Annotated in this window: 12 protein-coding genes; 7 read left to right on the forward strand and 5 right to left on the reverse strand. The window is 41.3% G+C overall.

Annotation, left to right across the window (positions count from 1 at the left end):
* Nucleotides 1–229 precede the first annotated feature (229 nt).
* Both ptrA and prfC read right to left on the reverse strand, forming a co-directional pair.
* The gene (gene ptrA, locus RHO15_00260; GenBank protein ID WVD63983.1) at nt 230–3,124 is read right to left on the reverse strand and encodes a pitrilysin; all 2,895 of its coding nucleotides are present in this window, start codon (nt 3,122–3,124) and stop codon (nt 230–232) included.
* 353 nt (nt 3,125–3,477) lie between these two features.
* Nucleotides 3,478–5,070, reverse strand: a complete 1,593-nt coding sequence (prfC, locus tag RHO15_00265; protein WVD63984.1) for a peptide chain release factor 3 — start codon at nt 5,068–5,070, stop codon at nt 3,478–3,480.
* A 326-nt stretch (nt 5,071–5,396) separates the two neighbouring features.
* Here prfC and RHO15_00270 point away from each other — a divergent pair, with 326 nt between their 5' ends.
* Genes RHO15_00270 through RHO15_00290 form a run of 5 tightly spaced genes read left to right on the forward strand, consistent with a single transcriptional unit; the run spans nt 5,397 to nt 10,766 of the window.
* The gene (locus tag RHO15_00270; protein ID WVD63985.1) at nt 5,397–5,954 is read left to right on the forward strand and encodes a spore coat U domain-containing protein; all 558 of its coding nucleotides are present in this window, start codon (nt 5,397–5,399) and stop codon (nt 5,952–5,954) included.
* 29 nt (nt 5,955–5,983) lie between these two features.
* A complete protein-coding gene (locus RHO15_00275; protein ID WVD63986.1) occupies nt 5,984–6,532 on the forward strand; it encodes a spore coat U domain-containing protein in 549 nt (182 codons plus the stop codon).
* Nucleotides 6,533–6,559: 27 nt separating this feature from the next.
* On the forward strand, nt 6,560–7,297 hold the full coding sequence (locus tag RHO15_00280; protein WVD63987.1) for a molecular chaperone: 738 nt from the start codon (nt 6,560–6,562) through the stop codon (nt 7,295–7,297).
* Between the two features lie 37 nt (nt 7,298–7,334).
* A complete protein-coding gene (locus tag RHO15_00285) occupies nt 7,335–9,728 on the forward strand; it encodes a fimbria/pilus outer membrane usher protein (protein ID WVD63988.1) in 2,394 nt (797 codons plus the stop codon).
* 9 nt (nt 9,729–9,737) lie between these two features.
* Nucleotides 9,738–10,766 carry a spore coat U domain-containing protein gene (locus tag RHO15_00290; GenBank protein WVD63989.1) on the forward strand — a complete coding sequence of 343 codons (1,029 nt, stop codon included), beginning with the start codon at nt 9,738–9,740 and terminating at the stop codon, nt 10,764–10,766.
* Nucleotides 10,767–10,786: 20 nt separating this feature from the next.
* Here RHO15_00290 and dusA read toward each other — a convergent pair whose 3' ends face one another.
* Nucleotides 10,787–11,755: a tRNA dihydrouridine(20/20a) synthase DusA gene (dusA, locus tag RHO15_00295; GenBank protein ID WVD63990.1), complete on the reverse strand. Its 969-nt coding sequence runs from the start codon at nt 11,753–11,755 to the stop codon at nt 10,787–10,789.
* 314 nt (nt 11,756–12,069) lie between these two features.
* On the opposite strand from dusA, the gene RHO15_00300 reads away from it, so the two are divergent.
* Complete coding sequence (locus RHO15_00300; GenBank protein ID WVD63991.1) at nt 12,070–12,666, forward strand: glutathione S-transferase family protein; 597 nt, start codon at nt 12,070–12,072, stop codon at nt 12,664–12,666.
* A gap of 405 nt (nt 12,667–13,071) precedes the next feature.
* Nucleotides 13,072–15,111: a KUP/HAK/KT family potassium transporter gene (locus RHO15_00305; protein WVD63992.1), complete on the forward strand. Its 2,040-nt coding sequence runs from the start codon at nt 13,072–13,074 to the stop codon at nt 15,109–15,111.
* A 316-nt stretch (nt 15,112–15,427) separates the two neighbouring features.
* Here RHO15_00305 and bamE read toward each other — a convergent pair whose 3' ends face one another.
* Both bamE and recN read right to left on the reverse strand, forming a co-directional pair.
* A complete protein-coding gene (gene bamE, locus RHO15_00310; GenBank protein WVD63993.1) occupies nt 15,428–15,787 on the reverse strand; it encodes an outer membrane protein assembly factor BamE in 360 nt (119 codons plus the stop codon).
* Between the two features lie 69 nt (nt 15,788–15,856).
* A complete protein-coding gene (gene recN / locus RHO15_00315) occupies nt 15,857–17,527 on the reverse strand; it encodes a DNA repair protein RecN (protein WVD63994.1) in 1,671 nt (556 codons plus the stop codon).
* Between the last annotated feature and the right edge of the window lie 144 nt (nt 17,528–17,671).

A 17,671-nucleotide genomic window follows, 5' to 3' on the forward strand; every position in this document is an offset into this window, starting at 1 on the left:
TACCGTTTCACTATCAACAGACAGCCCCGATCCCCTTACTCGGCCATCTTATCTCATCTCGATAATTAAGCCGTTGTTTCAAACCCGTGAGGCACATACCGCTGAGCTATGTGAGCGATTTTGCGAGACAATCGCACACTCATTGGCCAGCAGAGCAGTTATTATGCAATATATGCAATGCCGGTAAGTCTCATCGTTACTGTGAGATGATAACGATAAGACGGATCGGTTACTGTTCCGATAGTAACTGTTTCTGCAACGTCGAGGCATTTTCAATATCTTCAAATCGATTGAAAGCCGCTAACTTATCCTCAGCATCAGCGCCTTTGACAACCGAGGCGATAGAGAGGCCCTGATTTTTAATAACCAGTGATTGATAGAACGCAATCACCTGTTGCTGACTTAACTGTTTGAGTGCGACAATCATCTTTTCGCGCGTATCAAAGTTAAACGTTGATTTTAAGAAATCCGGTAAGTAGCGATCAACTTCTTCATCCATGGTTTGGGGGGGCTCTTGCAGCTCAGCAAGCAGACCATTTTTATACTGCGCAAATTCTACCGGACTTAAGGCCTTGAGTTTAGCTAACGCATGCGGATAAAAAGCCAGATAACGTTGATACAATTGGCTCGGCGTATATTGATTACTCTGCACTAAAAAGCCAATGCCTGACGCTTTCCCCATCGAAACTGGTAAACTGGTGACCACATAGCCAAGCTGCTCTTCACTGCGCAGCTGTTGATAGAACCAAGGCGTCAGTATTTTGGCTAATAAGACACTTTGCGTTTTGTCGATGATCTCATTATCTCCGGTCGCGATGTAGACCATCGTCAGTGCATTATCCGTACTGCTACTGGTTTGTTTAAGTAGCACTTGATGCGGCTGATTAATTTGCATTCGAGCCGTTGGCGTGAATTGATCGGTCAGTTTTAACGATGATTTCACTTCTTCATACAAATCAGCCAGTGTTTTGGCTGGCATATTCCCCAGCGCAAAGAGATAAGGCGCTGAATGGATCATTAATTGATCACGATAGGCCCGTAAATCATCAACAGAGATGGTAGATAATGCTTGTCGACGCTGCTCACGTTCAATATAGCGTGAACTGTTCAATGCCTGTATTGGCTGCAGCGCCAACGCATAACTGGTGACATTATCGGCTGAACTGAGTTGTTGTAAGTACCAAGACTTCGCGAGCGCCAAATCGTCCTCATTGATGGTCAAGTGTTGATATCTGTCTAACATTGCCATCATCATCTCCGGTAAATGTTGGCTAAAACCACTCGCCGTTAACATAATCCCGTCGTCGGTACCCGTATCGAGATCTATTCCAGCGACCCCAGCCTGAAAACGCAATTGTGACATAGCACGACTAGATAAGTAGTCGAGCAGACCAAACATCGTTTGCTGCTTAGCACTGTCTAAAATGGCATTTTGTCTTAGCGATAACACGATGACCGCTTTCGGCTCATTGGCAAAATAGTGGCTTGGGAAATATAAAATATTACCTTGTGGATTAAATGCCGAGGATTTCACTATCAAATCTGCTGCGTCGATAATACCAAAATTATCGGGAATAAAAGGATTCACCTCAGGTAAAGCAAAATGCCACTGGCTACCTTGCCCTTGCCAAAGGGCTTGCTGCTGTGGTGTAAATCCACTAATACGATAGGGAGCCTGAATAAAATAGGCCTGCTTATCGTAGACTTGATTTGGTGCAATCACCCAAATACGCGCACGTTCGCAAGTCAACTGATTGAGTCTAGCCAGCACGACCTCTTGATCAAATCTCTCAGCAACATAATCGGCATCTAAAATATGCGCGATTGGATAATCGAGCATTTGGCCGGTCAGCCACTGAACATAGTCCATATCACGTGAAATAGTCTGATATTTAAATTCGAGATTCATCACGCGCGCGATTTCATCATAATAAGCCTGATTAATACCTTGTGATTTCAGCAGTTTGATATAATCAAATACTGCAGCAATCACCTGATCTTTTTCAGCGAGGCCTCGCTCAGTCAAACTAATCGCAATGGTGAATAGACCGCTATTACCATAATGAGTTGGCGCACCACCGGCACTAATAGAATCAATTAAGCCCTGTTTTTGTAGAGTATCGGCTAAGGTATGTTGACTTTTATTCGCGATCATGTACCCAATATACTCATCGCTTTTACTGGCAAAATCGGCCAGATTATTGGCAATCGGGAACTGTAAATAGAGGACTCTTTTCGATTGTGCCGGCTCCATATAGATCATTTTCGCCATCTGTTTTTCAGTAATCGCTGGCGTGGTAAGTGGACTGATTTGAGCCTGATAATTCTTAATTTGACCAAAAGTCTCTACCGCTAAATTGGCTAATTCAGCTAATGATGGCTGACCATAGATAACACCCACCATGAGATTAGCCGAATAATAAGTGTCATAAAAATGGCTCAGCTCATTTTGTAACACGCTATTAGGCTTATCACTTAAGGTTTCCAGATTACCTCCGGTAAACTGGGCGGCAGGATGTGCTGGATTAATAGTTTCAGCATCGATTTGTTTGATTCTAAAGCCGTCACGCGAACGCGCTAATGTCAATTCGGCATTCACCGCATTACGCTCTTTATCAGCATAGTGCGGATCGAGCAGCGGAAATGCAATGGCATCGGATAATCGAGTTAAAGCCGGTTTTAGCGCCGCATTTTCGACCTCGAAATAGAAAGTGGTACGATTAAGCATAGTACTGGCATTATAGTTACCGGCATGTTTACTTAAAAACTCAGCAAAACCATCCGGTTCAGGGAAGTTTTTCGAGCCCATTAATACCATGTGTTCGGTATAATGCGCCAGTCCTTGTTGAGAGGACGGATCTTGCAAGGAACCCACCGAAACTGCCAGTCCGCCTAACGATTTGACCGCTTGTGGATCAGAAACCAGTAACACCTTCATATCATTGGCTAATTGAATCGCTTGATACTGCCGATCATCTCGTTGACTTTTTATAATCGTATCAGGCAGGATCTGATAACCCGCCTGATTGGCCATGACAGACGCTGAAAATATCAATAAGATATGTATCAGCAGGCGCGTTATAACACTGGAAAATGGCTTGAATGGCAAAAAATATCGATACATATAATCTATCCTTATGGCTATTATCCGATACACTTAATGATTGAAATGATCGTTATCATGATCACAACATACCTTATGAAGAGGATAGATTGCAATAGATAAAATAGTCTTACACTGACTTTGTAAACGCTTCGTTGATCAGATAGGTGAAATAGCAATGGAATGGAAACAATCAATAAACAATGATTCGCTTAGTCTACTTATCCTGCCGATAGCACCACACTGATATTGAGATAATTCACCGGCGCTGAATGAGCAGCAAGTAGTGAGAGAGAATAAAAAAAGAGACTAGATAAAAATGAACCGTCAGCGTTGCTGGCTGACGGCTCATGATTGAATACACAAAAATCACCTTAATGTTCGCGTGTTTTTCTAAAATCCACTTCCGGATAGCGCTCTTCGGTTAAATTTAAATTCACCATGCTTGGCGCAATATAAGAGAGATTATTGCCGCCATCGAGTGCTAGATTTTGTTCGCATTTTCGCTTAAACTCTTCGAATTTTTTGACGTCAGCACTTTCAACCCAGCGCGCCGTGGTGACATTGACGGTTTCATAGATCGCTTCAACGTTATATTCTGATTTTAATCTGGCGACAACCACATCAAACTGCAAAACACCCACCGCCCCCACAATCAAGTCATTATTCATCAGTGGACGAAACACCTGAACTGCGCCCTCTTCAGATAGCTGAACCAGACCTTTTAATAACTGCTTCTGCTTTAAGGGATCTTTTAAGCGGATACGACGGAAAAGCTCAGGGGCGAAGTTTGGAATACCAGTAAACTTCATCTCTTCACCTTGCGTAAAGGTATCACCAATTTGAATCGTGCCGTGATTATGTAAACCAATAATATCGCCGGCATAAGCCTCTTCAACTTGTTCACGATCACCGGCCATAAAAGTCAAGGCATCGGAAATCGTCATATCCTTACCGGTTCGCACATGACGCAATTTCATGCCCTTCTCATAACGTCCGGAAACGATGCGCATAAAGGCCACCCGATCACGATGCTTAGGATCCATATTGGCCTGAATTTTAAACACAAACCCGCTAAACTTCTCTTCTTGCGCGATCACTTCACGTTTATCGGTCATGCGCGGCTGTGGCGCTGGTGCCCACTGTACCAAACCATCAAGCATATGATCAACACCAAAATTACCTAACGCGGTACCAAAAAATACTGGCGTCAAATCGCCGGCTAAAAAGGCTTCCAGATCAAACTCATTGGCAGCGCCTTTGACTAACTCTAACTCTTCACGTAGCTGCTGAGCCAGATCTTCACCAATAGCCTGCTCTAAATCAGGATTGTTTAAGCCTTTCACCACTCTCACTTCTTGAATTGTATGACCTTTACCCGATTGATACAGATAAGTCTCATCTTTATAGAGGTGATAGACGCCTTTAAACAGCTTTCCACAACCAATCGGCCAAGTAATTGGCGCACACATAATATTAAGTTCACTCTCCACCTCATCCAGCACTTCCATTGGATCACGAATATCACGATCTAACTTATTCATAAAAGTCAAAATTGGCGTATCACGTAAACGCGTGACTTCCATTAATTTACGCGTTCTATCCTCAACCCCTTTCGCGGCATCAATCACCATCAAACAGCAGTCAACCGCGGTTAAAGTTCGATAGGTATCTTCAGAGAAATCCTCATGTCCTGGGGTATCGAGTAAATTGACTAAGCAATCGGCATAAGGAAACTGCATCACCGAGGTGGTAATTGAGATACCACGCTGCTTCTCCATCTCCATCCAGTCTGATTTAGCATGCTGAGCATTGGCGCCACGTCCTTTTACGGTACCGGCAGTTTGAATGGCATGACCAAACAGTAACACTTTTTCAGTAATGGTTGTTTTACCGGCATCCGGGTGAGAAATAATCGCAAAAGTGCGTCGAGTTGCAATGGCTTGCTGATAAGCTTGTTCAGTCATGTTATATCGTCTTTTGATTTGATAAAAATGGAGAGAATTTTAGCAGATTTCACTCAAAATGCGTAATAAATCTGAATGATTATTTTATACCCAATACACCGCCCTCACACCCAACTGAGCAAAGGTATTGCGCTTAAATTATTCGCAGCGAAACTTTTGTTTTTGTGTAAATTTTTTTCATTTTCTAGTTGCTTATCTCTTTTAATTCCTGATAAAGTAAAAAGACTAAAAAGGAATTTTAGGGATCAGTAGTAAAATACAATAGTATGATAAAAATAGTAGTACCCGGGGCTTTCCCAAAATAATAATTGATATAAGGAGATATCATGAAAAATAAATTAAGTATTAACAAAAGTAATCTTGTCAAAAGCGTTCTTCTAGGTTCAACCTTTCTTTTAGCTGCGCAATCAGCGCAAGCCGACTCTGTCTCAGGCACAATTGGTGTTACCATTACGTTAACCAGTTCTTGTGTTATTAATGGTGCAGCACCCGGCGCAGATTTAACTTATGGTACAATCAACTTTGGTACACGTACCACGTTTTTTAACTCAGTGGACTCTTCACTGCAACCAACGGGTGGCGGCAACACAACTATCCAATGCACACCAGGTACTACTGCATCGGCTAAATTGGTTAGTGGGGCAAATGACACCAATCAGATTGCGCCGCGCAAACATGTGATGGCCAATGGCACGAAATATGTTCCTTATGATTTGTATAAAGAAGCGGCTCGTACCACAGTCATTAATAATGGTGACACCGTTTTTACCGGTACAGCTGATGGCACACCTCAAACCTTCAATCTTTATGCGAGAGCATTTGGTACAGACGGTTTAACTGCCGGCACTTATAACGATACATTGACTGTTGAACTGACCTTCTAATCAAGTAAAGCATGCAAATGCAGCGGTGTATGCCAATTAAGCCAAAGAGTAGCCGTTTTGGGCTGCTCTTTGTTAGTTTATTATTGACGTTTCAGGCGGAAGCCGCAGCGACCAACAGCCAAACGAGTCTTGGTGCACAAAATTATTCTTTTTTAGTGCAAGCCACCATCTTTAATGGTTGTTTGATTACGAGCCAGTCGAGTAGTAGTTTATTGGGTACACTTGCCTTTGGCACCTATAAAGCGTTATCTGACCGAACCGTTTCTACATCGTTATCCTCCAATTCTCAGATCGTACTCAACTGTACGCCAAACACCACCATTTCAATGAATATTAATGGTGGATTACAGTATGATACCAATCGAAATATGATTCATAGTAGTGGTTCCAAAATAGTTTATACACTTTATAGTGACAGTGCATATTCACAACCTATCAGTGTGAATCAACTGGTATCGCTGAGGTTCACGCAACAAAGTGGCGCCATTACGCTGCCTATTTTTGCCCAAGCAAGAATTACCAAAGCGAATCCGCCAGGTAACTATTCTGATACTTTAACTGTGACATTATCATGGTAATTTGTAATATTTAATAAAGGTCTGACAATGAAAGAAATCCACAAGCAGCTGTTAAAACATTACCAACAAATGATATGCTTTATTTTGTTTAATATTATGTTACTCGGTAACGCCAGCGCTGCCATAGTGATCTCGCCAACCAATGTTTTTATTGAAAATAGTCAAAAGAGTAGTGCATTATGGTTAGAAAATCGCGGTGATAAGCCGCAGGTTATGCAAGTTAGAGTATTCAAATGGACACAAAACCAAGGTGAAAATAAATTAGAAGAGCAGAAGCAAGTTATTGCCAGCCCGCCAATGATCAATATCGCACCAGGAAAAATGCAGCTGGTCAGAGTGATTAATACTGCGCCTGTTGCACCCGATCAGTCGCTTTTTTATCGTATCGTTATTGATGAGATTCCTTCTCCACAAGCAACCAAAGCAATAGATTTAGGGGTTAATTTCAGATTCCGATATTCTGTTCCACTATTTGTTTACGGTCAAAATATTGACTTTAAAAAGCAATCTGGTGAAAAACTGATGCCCAATTTATCCTGGCAGACAGTTGTTGAAAAGAATAAATACTATCTGGAAATTTATAACAATAATAATGTACATGTTCATTTAGAACAGATTAACATTAATGATCAAAAAGCATCGTTGGCAACCCCCTATATACTGCCAAACAACCATGTTCGTTTACCGTTGCCCAATAATCTGAAATCGGTAGCAAAAGTAAATGTCACTCTGGACAGTAAGGATTATTTGGTTCGCAAACATTAGTTTATTAGTTTTCTATACTAATATGAAGGCAATATTCATGGTTGTTTTCTGCACTAATTATCTCAAAGAAAACCGAAAAAGACTATTTCGGCCATGTATTTTATTAACGCTATTTGGCCTATACAATTATCTGATTGTGCCAGTCACAAAAGCAAATGTGCCAGAAGCAAATTTACATATTACAGATAATGATATGCAGTTATATCTGGAACTGGTGATCAATGAGCAGCCCACTTACCAGATTGTCGCTATTGATGTGAATCATGATAACTATTATATCGCTTTATCCGATCTTGAAACGACCGGTATATCACAAACGCATTGGCAAACTGATGCAACCGAGTATCAGGGTAAAATTAATCTAAATCAGGTAAAGGGGGTAAAGCTGAGGTATGACGCAGAATCACAAATGTTATTTATTACCGTCCCGCCATCATGGTTGCCCGCTCAGATGATTAATACTGGTGAACAGCGTACATTTAATCCGCCAAAAACCAGTTTTGGCGCTCTGTTTAATTATGATATTTATGTTAATAAGCCTAAGCATGAATCAGGTAGTGCTTCTACCTGGACTGAGCTGCGCGTTTTTGGTGACTATGGGGCACTGAATAATACCGGTATTTATCGTCAGAATTTTGATAATAGCAACAATAACGATAATGGTTATACCCGTTATGATACGCGTTGGGAATATGCTGATGAAGAGCTGATGCTCACACTGGAAACGGGCGATTTTATTACCCGAACCCCTGCATGGATTGGTCCAGTTCGTCTGGGCGGTGTACAACTATCGCATAATTTTGCTATTCGTCCTGATATTATTACCTATCCAGTACCACAATTCTCCGGTGAAAATAGCTTACCGTCAACAGTCGATCTTTTCGTTGATGGCTATAAAACTCAAAGCTACAATCTTAATCCGGGTCCTTTTACCTTGAATAATATTCCGTTTATTAACGGAGCAGGTACGGCAGTACTAGTGACTAAAAACGCCTTAGGACAAACGATTTCAACCGAAGTGCCACTTTATGTGACTAATCGATTGCTGGCAAAAGGCTTAACTGATTATAGCGCTGGTGTCGGTTTCTTACGTGAAGACTATGGCACTCATAATTTTAAATATGGTGATTTTGCTTTTAATGCCAGCTTACGCTACGGCCTAACTAACTACTTAACCCTTGAATCACATGCTGAAGTAGCCAATAACATGCAAGTATTAGGCATAGGTTCAGCCTTCCGGATTGGTCAATTAGGCGTAATCAATGCCGCCTATTCTCAAAGTCATGCAGATAGTCAGGATGGCCATCTGATTAATGTTGGTTACCAATATATTAACCATAATTTTAGTATTGATCTACAGCATACTCAAAGCAGCAATAATTATCGTGATCTTGCCAACTATCAGCAAGAGGTTGCGACTCAATCCTCGACGCAAATGACTTTAGGGCTACAGTTAGGCAATCTGGGACAATTGATAGCCGGCTATTTTATCATAAAAGATCGTCAAAACTTGACCACTAAACTGATCAATATTACCTGGTCACGCTCCCTAAATCGCTTTGGTAATCTGTTTTTATCTATCAGCAAAGCCAATAATGAGAATAACTGGAGTGGTGTACTACAATGGCTAATACCATTTAGTAATAACAATAGTACCTTAACAATGTCAACGACGCGCGATACCAATAAGAAATGGGCACAACGGATTGGTTACGATAAAGCAATCGTCAATGACAGAGGTTTGAGTTATAACTTGAGCTATCAAAATAATCAAGGTCAACCTAACTATCAACAAGCCTCGATTGGGTGGCGTGATGCCCACATTGATCTTAATGCCGGCGTTTATGGGGAAAAAAATAACGAAACATTATGGAGTGAAGCCTCTGGTTCATTAATCTTCATGGAAAACCAACTATTTGCTGCTAATGCAGTGCCAAACTCGTTTGCCGTAGTCACCACTGATCATGTCCCAGATATTCCGGTTTTCTATGAAAACAGCTTAGTCGGCCATACCGATAAAAATGGTTATCTCTTAGTCACGCAGCCGCCAGCTTACTACGCTGGTCAGTATGCCATTGATACCTTATCAATAGCGAATAATCTTAAAGCGGAAACGATTGAACAAAAAGTGGCTTTAAAAGCTAAAAGCGGTTATCTGCTACGCTTCCCGATTGAGCATATTATACCGACTTATCTAACCTTAGTGGATGAACAAGGGCAATATCTGCCGATAGGCGCTCAAGCCACGCTCAACGGAAAAGAGACCACCTATATTGGCTGGGATGGCTTTGCTTATTTTGAAAATACCCAAGCCGATAATCACGTTATTGTAACATATGCTGATGATAAGACCTGCACAGCGACATTCTCGGCAAATTTAAATGATAATGATCAACAACCGCTAGCCATTAACCCACTGGTTTGTCATTAGGATGAAATGATGAAAAAAATAATTCAAAGGATAGTAATATTGACGAGTAGCGGTTCTAATCTAATAAAATTATGCTTACTATTATTACTCTATAGTATAACCAATGTTGCTTATGCGGCAACCTGTGCTGCGACCACTACCTCGGGCGGAACCCTGTCGTATGGTAGCGCTTCATCGATCAGTATCCAGACGGCGCAAAGGGCCACTTCCACAAGCAATGCTGGATTGCAATGTGGCGGTGCTTTACTCTCTCTCCTTGGTCAACAGTATGTCAGAGCAACTATCAATACAACCAATAAAGGGCTGCTTAAAAATAGCCAAGGTGATAGTATCCCCTATCAAATCTATGCGGATGCCAATTATCAAAACGAAATTGTACCCGGTACGACTTTCTATTATTTAACACCATCACTGATTGATTTATTGGGACTTTTTGGTGGCAACACGAAGAATATTCCGATGTATTTTAGAACCCAAACCGGCACCTACAATCTGCGTGCCGATACCTACACCGATACGATAAGCGTGACCTGGCAGTGGTATTTTTGTTCAATCAGTATTACCCCACTCATTTGTATCAACCCCACTTCAGGGGCTACTACCTGGACGGCGGTCCTTTCATTAACGGTGACGAATGACTGTATTATTAATGCCCCAGATATTAATTTTGGTAGCAAACCCTTAGCAACACTCTTTCCTTCGGTATCACAGTCGGTTTCTGTTTACTGCACTAAAGGCTCAACGTATAGTATTGGTCTGAATAATGGTAGTAATGCCTTGGGCCAACAAAGACGACTGGCCTTTAATGGTAATTTTCTAAACTATGAAATTTATCAGGGCAATAGTGGCACGCTGCGTTGGGGAACACTGGCCGCTGAGCGGCGCTCTTCAGCAAACGCCGATGTCAATCCTGGCAGTGGCAGTGGCGTGAGTTCATCGACGCAAGGATTTGTGTATCGGGCGATGATATTACCCAACCAGACCACGCCACCTGCTGGCACCTATACTGACACCATTATTATTGATGTCGCTTTTTAGTGACTAAAGCCGATTAAGCATTAAGCATGCCTGACATAACTTAATGCTTGCTCAACAACCTGAATATCGGCCCTCGGTTTATGGGCATGTTCACTCAAGTAGCGGCGCCACTGTTTGGCGCCTTTTTGGCCATTAAACAGGCCCAATGTGTGACGCATGATATGGTTAAGCTGGGCGCCTTGCGATAATTGCGTTTCGATATAAGGATAAAGCTGTTTAATGGCTTCAATGGGCTCAATGATAGGCTTGTCGTCACCAAAAATCTGTTGATCAATTTGCGTCAATAAAATAGGATTTTGATAGGCTTCACGACCGACCATCACACCATCAACATGCTGTAAATGCGTCTTAATGTCAGCGATGGTTTTAATGCCGCCATTAATCGCGATATCCAGATGAGGATAATCTTTTTTGAGTTGATAAACGCGCTCATAATCGAGCGGGGGAACTTCGCGATTCTCCTTCGGGCTCAATCCAGACAACCAGGCTTTGCGCGCATGGACAATAAAGGTCTGGCAATCAGACATGATCGTTTCAATAAACTGACATAAAAAATCATAGCTATCTTGTTCGTCAATACCAATACGCGTTTTAACCGTCACCGGTATATCAACCACCGCTTGCATCGCGCTGACACAGTCAGCAACTAGCTGAGCATGACCCATTAAACAAGCACCAAACATCCCGTTTTGTACGCGATCTGAAGGACAACCGACATTGAGATTGATTTCATCATAACCTCGTTGTTGTGCCAGTTTGGCGCATTGCGCTAATGCCTCAGGGTTGCTGCCGCCAAGCTGTAGGCTCACGGGGTGCTCCTGCTGATTGAAAGCCAGATAGTCACCCTTACCAAATAAAATTGCCCCGGTTGTGACCATTTCAGTATAAAGCAATGTCTGCTGAGTCAGTAAACGATGAAAATAACGACAATGTTTATCAGTCCAATCTAGCATTGGCGCGATAGAAAACTTATTTAAGGTTGATTTCATGATGATATCGATATAGTAATGCGGTTAAAAATACGCGTGAACAATGTCAATTTTGTCTATCACGCCATAGAATAGCAATATGAACGCGATAAGATTGCTGCAGATAGACAAAATCTTAAACACAATAATCGTCACTTATTTTATCACAGAAAAAGTCATTCTGGTCAGATAGCAATATATCGTTTAACTTACCCAGCCGATACCGGACGTATAATCACCTACTATTGACTTTATCTGCACCAGATTTATCTAGATTACCACTTTACTTTCAACTATAATAAATTGAATTAGCGCAGTGCCAGAGAGAAAATATTATGAAAATTTATACTTACCCTAAAAGTCGTTCACTCAGAGTACTTTGGACTTTAGAAGAGCTTGGTATCTCTTACGATACCGTTAAAGTTGATTTACTTGAACAACAACCTAATGTCGTCTCTCCTCACCCTCGTGGCAAAGTTCCCTTTATGGTTGATGGTGATATCAGTATAGAAGAAACATTGGCAATCTGTCTCTATTTATGTGAGAAATACAAAGCAACCACACTTTATTCATCTGAAATAGAAAAGAGAGCCTCAATTCATGCTGGATTGAGCTTCGCATTAACGGACTTAGAGTCACCCATTTGGAATCTCCTCAAACAATTAGTTTTTATTCCCCAAGCACAGCGCTCACTAGAAATTGTCAATTATTTTAAAACCGAGTCAAGCAAAGTGATTCGCCAGCTCCCATACGATCCACGAAATATGTGGGTCACGGGCGATAACTTTACGCTTGCAGATATTTTTATGTCACACACGCTGTTATGGGCTCAGTTATGTGGCCTTGAGCTCAACGCCGATATTAACGACTATATACATCGAGCGACCAGCCGACCAGCCTATCTTCGAGCTCAAACACGAAATAATCAATGATATTGATCGACAAAAAATTGCTTTAAACAATTGAGTATATCTCTGTTGTTATCCTCTCTACATCAGACCGACAGATCAAGTAAAACGATATGGTGGTCTATTTATTACCGTGACAAGCGTGACATCTTGACTTATTTATACAGATGCTCAATGCTGTTATTAGCTGTTAATATCATCAAACACGATGATAATCCAATGTTCTTGACGCAACAAAATCTGTACAATGTAAAATTTAGTAGTATGATACCCATACCTAATATTGATTAAATAATGCTATCAAATGAGCCACTTAAAAAGAGTGATGTTTGCTATATCATGTCAATATCTACAACGCCCTCATCACGTAGCATCCTGCTGCCTTTCATGATTCAATAACGATTCAATTCAACCACAATGTAAAATATTATGAATAATTCAAATCATCGCGTTCCCGTTGGACTAGTGGGTATTATTAGTGCTATTGGTATTGTTTATGGCGATATCGGTACATCGCCACTCTATGTACTCAAGTCAATTATTTATGGCCTTCCTAAACATCAATGGGCAAACCCAACCTATATTTTGGGTGCCGTCTCCTGTATTATTTGGACGCTAACTCTGCAGACAACACTTAAATATGTGATTATTACCTTAAGAGCGGATAATAAAGGTGAAGGTGGCATCTTATCCCTGTATGCCTTAATCAGGCGAAAATATCGCTGGAGCTTTGTCATTGCCATAATTGGTGCCGCGGCATTATTAGCCGATGGCGCGATTACGCCGGCCATTACCATTATTACCGCAGTTGAAGGGTTGAACTCACTCTATTCGAGTATTCCGATTATTCCTGTCACCTTATTGATTATCGCAGTCCTTTTCTTAATTCAGCCTTTAGGTACCGCGGCATTGGGTCGCTATTTTGGTATCGGTATGACGATTTGGTTTACCACATTGGCAATTTTAGGTCTGAATCGATTGCTGCCACATTTAGAGGTGCTCGCGGCCTTTAATCCAATGTATGCCATTAATTTTATTATTCATGCCCCACAAGCCTTAGTGATTCTCGGCGCTATCTTTATGTGTACCACCGGGGCAGAGGCCCTGTATTCCGATCTCGGTCACTGTGGGCTTAAAAATATTCGTATTTCATGGGGATTTGTTAAGGTCTGTTTACTGATAAGCTATTTAGGTCAGGCCGCCTGGATTATCAACAATCCAAGCTTGGTTAGCCCAGGAGTTAACCCATTTTATATGATGATGCCAGAATGGTTTAGATTAGTCGGTATTATTATGTCAACGGTCGCCGCGTTTATCGCCTGTCAGGCACTGATTAGTGGCGCTTTCACGATTATCAGTGAGGCTGTTTCATTAGAGCTCTGGCCGAATGTGCATATTAGGTATCCGACCCTCATTAAAGGTCAAATGTATATCCCTTCTATCAACTATATCCTATTTGCACTGTGCTGTATGATGGTACTCGGATTTGGGTCATCGGTCAATTTAGAGTCAGCCTATGGTCTGGCAATTACGCTCAGTATGTTGATGACCACGATTTTACTGTTTTTCTATTTTATGAAAAATAACAAGCCGCTCTGGTATAGCATACCGCTAACCTTCTTTTTCTTAACTGTTGAAACCGGTTTCTTTGTCGCTAACGTGCAGAAGTTCTTCCATGGTGGATATGCCTCAATTATGATTGCTGGCTTTATATTTTCAATTATGTATGCTTGGTTTAGTGGCCGCCGACTCAAACGAGATTACAATACCTTTGACCGCCTAGATAGTGAGTACTTGTCCAAAATTATCTCAGTCAGTCATGATAAAACCGTCGAAAAGATTGCTACACATCTGTTTTATTTAACCCGAGCACAGAGCCCTCACTCAATTGAAAGCAAGATCAGCTACTCGCTATTTGAGAAAAAACCAAAACGCGCTGATACATATTGGTTTGTAGCCATTAACCGAATGGATGAACCTTATCAATTTGACTATAATATTGAGATCTTAGTACCTTATAAGGTATTTAGAGTGAATATCAATTTAGGCTTTAAGGTTGATATGCACGCTGAGCAGTATATCCAGCTGATTGCAACTAAAATGGAGCAGCAAAAATTAGTCTGTTTATCTTCGCGCTATGCATCACTTAAAGATAAACGGGGTGATAGCTTATATGTCATCGTCGAGCGAACGCTTCGCAACGTAGATACCTACTTTATTCAAAAACCGTTGTTAGTCCTTTATACCTGGATTAAACGTAAATTTACCTCAGACACCGAGATGTTTGATTTAGATCCGACGTCAACCTTGATTGAGTATGTACCGATTGTCGTCAATGAGTATGAAAATGACAGTGAAACCTTAAAACAGCTGATTGAACAGTCACAGATGAGTATCACTGGTGAAATTCCCGCAATGGATGAGCAAGAAGAGGCTGACGAAGCGGCTTCCCTCGCTTGTTCTCGATAGTGTGATAGATATCCATAAGTCAGGTTTAAACTGATTAAATAATCCTACAGTGTGCCCAATCAGAGCGCGCTGTAAGATATCCTCTCATCAATTTAACTGACTCAGCCCTAAATCGATAAATATCCGCAGATATCGACTCAACGAATAGGCGCATGGCGAAAACAGTGTGATCATATTGCCATCAATAGTTCGCTTGAATGATAAACTTAAGTGAGCTTTTTATAAGAGAAAACACATTACAAATAATGTGAGCAATGGCGATGAAGCATGAATGAAAAAAGTACACAGCAAGTTACTGTGTACTTTTTAGATAGAATTATTCGGTTTCGTTTGGCATCGCTTTGATCGGATCACCAGAAGTCTTAATCTCCGTTAAACGCTCCTGATTATCAAAAGTGAGCGTATAAGTCACTTGCGAGACTTTGCCATGCGTTGGTTGTTCACGGAAAACATAATACCAGATATTATCGCCAAAAACAGATTGCAACATAGGACTGCCCATCACATAAACAACCTGCGCTTTGGTCTGGCCTACTTGTAATTTATCCACTTCTGATTGGGTAATATAGTTACCTTGATTGATATCGGGTCGATAAACGACGCGATTGAATAATGAGCAGCCGGAAAGAAGAGCCGTTGCCAACACTGCGGTTAGAACATACTTTATAAAACGCATACCATTTATCCATTTTTTATATTAAATCGTTATTGTTTATTATCGCTGATATTTGTCATCTATGCTAGCTTAAAAAATATCATTCACTAACAGTTCTTTAGCATTCGCTAAAGTATTCGCGGTAATTTTATCGCCACCCAGTAGTCTGGCAAGCTCAGCGATACGTCCAGCTTGATCTAACGGCACCATCGAGGTTTTCGTTTGCTGCTTGTCACTCTCTTTGGCGACAAAAAAGTGCTGATTGGCATTGCCGGCCACTTGTGGTAAGTGGGTGACCGTAATCACTTGGGTTGAAACGCCCAGTTCACGTAATAAGTTACCGACTTTCGCCGCCGTCGGACCACTGATGCCGACATCGATTTCATCAAAAATCAGCACGGGAGTTTCAATCTTTTTAGCGGTTAAAACTTGAATGGCTAGCGCAATACGCGAAAGCTCGCCACCGGATGCCACTTTAGCTATCGGCTGCAGTGGTTGACCTGGATTGGTGCTGACTAAAAATATAATGCTATCAGCCCCATCCTCATGTAAATGCTGCTCATTATAATTCACTTGAATATCAAACTGGCCATGTAGCATCGCCAATTCTCGCATACTTTGCGTGATAAACTTCGCCAAATTTTTAGCTGCTTTGATGCGTTTATCATGGAGCTTTTGGGCTATCATCAGCGCTTTATCATGACTATCAGCAATGGCGTGTTTTAGCTGTTGGCCACTTTCATCAAGTGTTTCATAACGATCAAGTTCTGCTAGTTTTTCTTGATGAAACTCAGCCAGCTGAGCGGGTGGAATATGATGTTTACGCGCCAGAGAAATTTGTTTAGAAAGACGCTGCTCTATTTGTACCACATACGCAGGATCAAATTCCATATTTTCAGCATAAGACTGCAATTCATGACTGGCCTCATTGATCTGAATGGTCGCTTCATCAAGCATAATAAAGATATCATTCAATTTACTATCCAGACTAACCAGATCCTGAATCGTATTTTTAGCATTATTTAATAGGCTTACGACGTTATACTCTTCATTTTCAGCCAGTAATTGTGTCGTTTGCTGGCTCAGTTTCACCAACTGCTCACTATTAGACAAACGGCGATACTCTTCATCAATACGCTCAAATTCACCTATTTCTGGCGTAAATTCATTCAGCTCTTTCAGTTGGTATTGTAACAGCTGCAAATGTGCTTCTCTTTCATTGCGCTGTTTTTCATATTGTTCATAAGCCTGACAAGCCGACTTCCAGTGTTGATACGCTATTTTCATCGAGGATAACAGCGTTTGCTCATCCATATAATGGTTTAGTAAACTTTGTTGGTGTTCCAGTTTTAGTAACAGCTGATGCTCATGTTGACCATGAATTTGGATCAATTTTTGCCCTAATTCACGCAGTTGGGCAACCGGTACGGCACGACCGTTGATAAATGCGCGTGAACGACCATCCTGACTCACCACTCGGCGTAAAATACACTCATTACCTTCATCAAGTTGATTCTCTTTTAACCAGGTGAGTGCCGTCGGTGTATCATCAAGTAAAAAATGAGCGGCAATATCCGTCCTGTCACAACCATAGCGCACAACACCAGAATCTGCCCGCATACCAAGACAGAGTCCCAGCGCATCAATGGCAATTGATTTACCCGCACCGGTCTCACCAGTAATCGCGGTCATGCCTGAATTAAAATCGATAATAAGCTGATCGACAATAGCAAAATTATTAATGGTAAGTTGGGTTATCATGTTGGCTGACCTCTATTATTTTTATTGCTGATTATAATATAAGCTGTAAATAAATACAGTATTATTTTATCTTCAACAATCTTTTTAATCATACGCAGACATTACAGTGAGAGGGCTCTATGGATAGGAGCGCCTGAGTTTGCT

Source organism: Orbaceae bacterium lpD01, assembly GCA_036251705.1.
Classification (GTDB): domain Bacteria; phylum Pseudomonadota; class Gammaproteobacteria; order Enterobacterales; family Orbaceae; genus Utexia; species Utexia brackfieldae.

Excerpts from the sequence above, each read along its gene's own strand:
- ptrA (WVD63983.1), bottom strand. The coding sequence starts at position 3,124 with ATGTATCGATATTTTTTGCCATTCAAGCCATTTTCCAGTGTTATAACG.
- prfC (WVD63984.1), bottom strand. The coding sequence starts at position 5,070 with ATGACTGAACAAGCTTATCAGCAAGCCATTGCAACTCGACGCACTTTT.
- RHO15_00270 (WVD63985.1), top strand. The coding sequence starts at position 5,397 with ATGAAAAATAAATTAAGTATTAACAAAAGTAATCTTGTCAAAAGCGTT.
- RHO15_00275 (WVD63986.1), top strand. The coding sequence starts at position 5,984 with ATGCCAATTAAGCCAAAGAGTAGCCGTTTTGGGCTGCTCTTTGTTAGT.
- RHO15_00280 (WVD63987.1), top strand. The coding sequence starts at position 6,560 with ATGAAAGAAATCCACAAGCAGCTGTTAAAACATTACCAACAAATGATA.
- RHO15_00285 (WVD63988.1), top strand. The coding sequence starts at position 7,335 with ATGGTTGTTTTCTGCACTAATTATCTCAAAGAAAACCGAAAAAGACTA.
- RHO15_00290 (WVD63989.1), top strand. The coding sequence starts at position 9,738 with ATGAAAAAAATAATTCAAAGGATAGTAATATTGACGAGTAGCGGTTCT.
- dusA (WVD63990.1), bottom strand. The coding sequence starts at position 11,755 with ATGAAATCAACCTTAAATAAGTTTTCTATCGCGCCAATGCTAGATTGG.
- RHO15_00300 (WVD63991.1), top strand. The coding sequence starts at position 12,070 with ATGAAAATTTATACTTACCCTAAAAGTCGTTCACTCAGAGTACTTTGG.
- RHO15_00305 (WVD63992.1), top strand. The coding sequence starts at position 13,072 with ATGAATAATTCAAATCATCGCGTTCCCGTTGGACTAGTGGGTATTATT.
- bamE (WVD63993.1), bottom strand. The coding sequence starts at position 15,787 with ATGCGTTTTATAAAGTATGTTCTAACCGCAGTGTTGGCAACGGCTCTT.
- recN (WVD63994.1), bottom strand. The coding sequence starts at position 17,527 with ATGATAACCCAACTTACCATTAATAATTTTGCTATTGTCGATCAGCTT.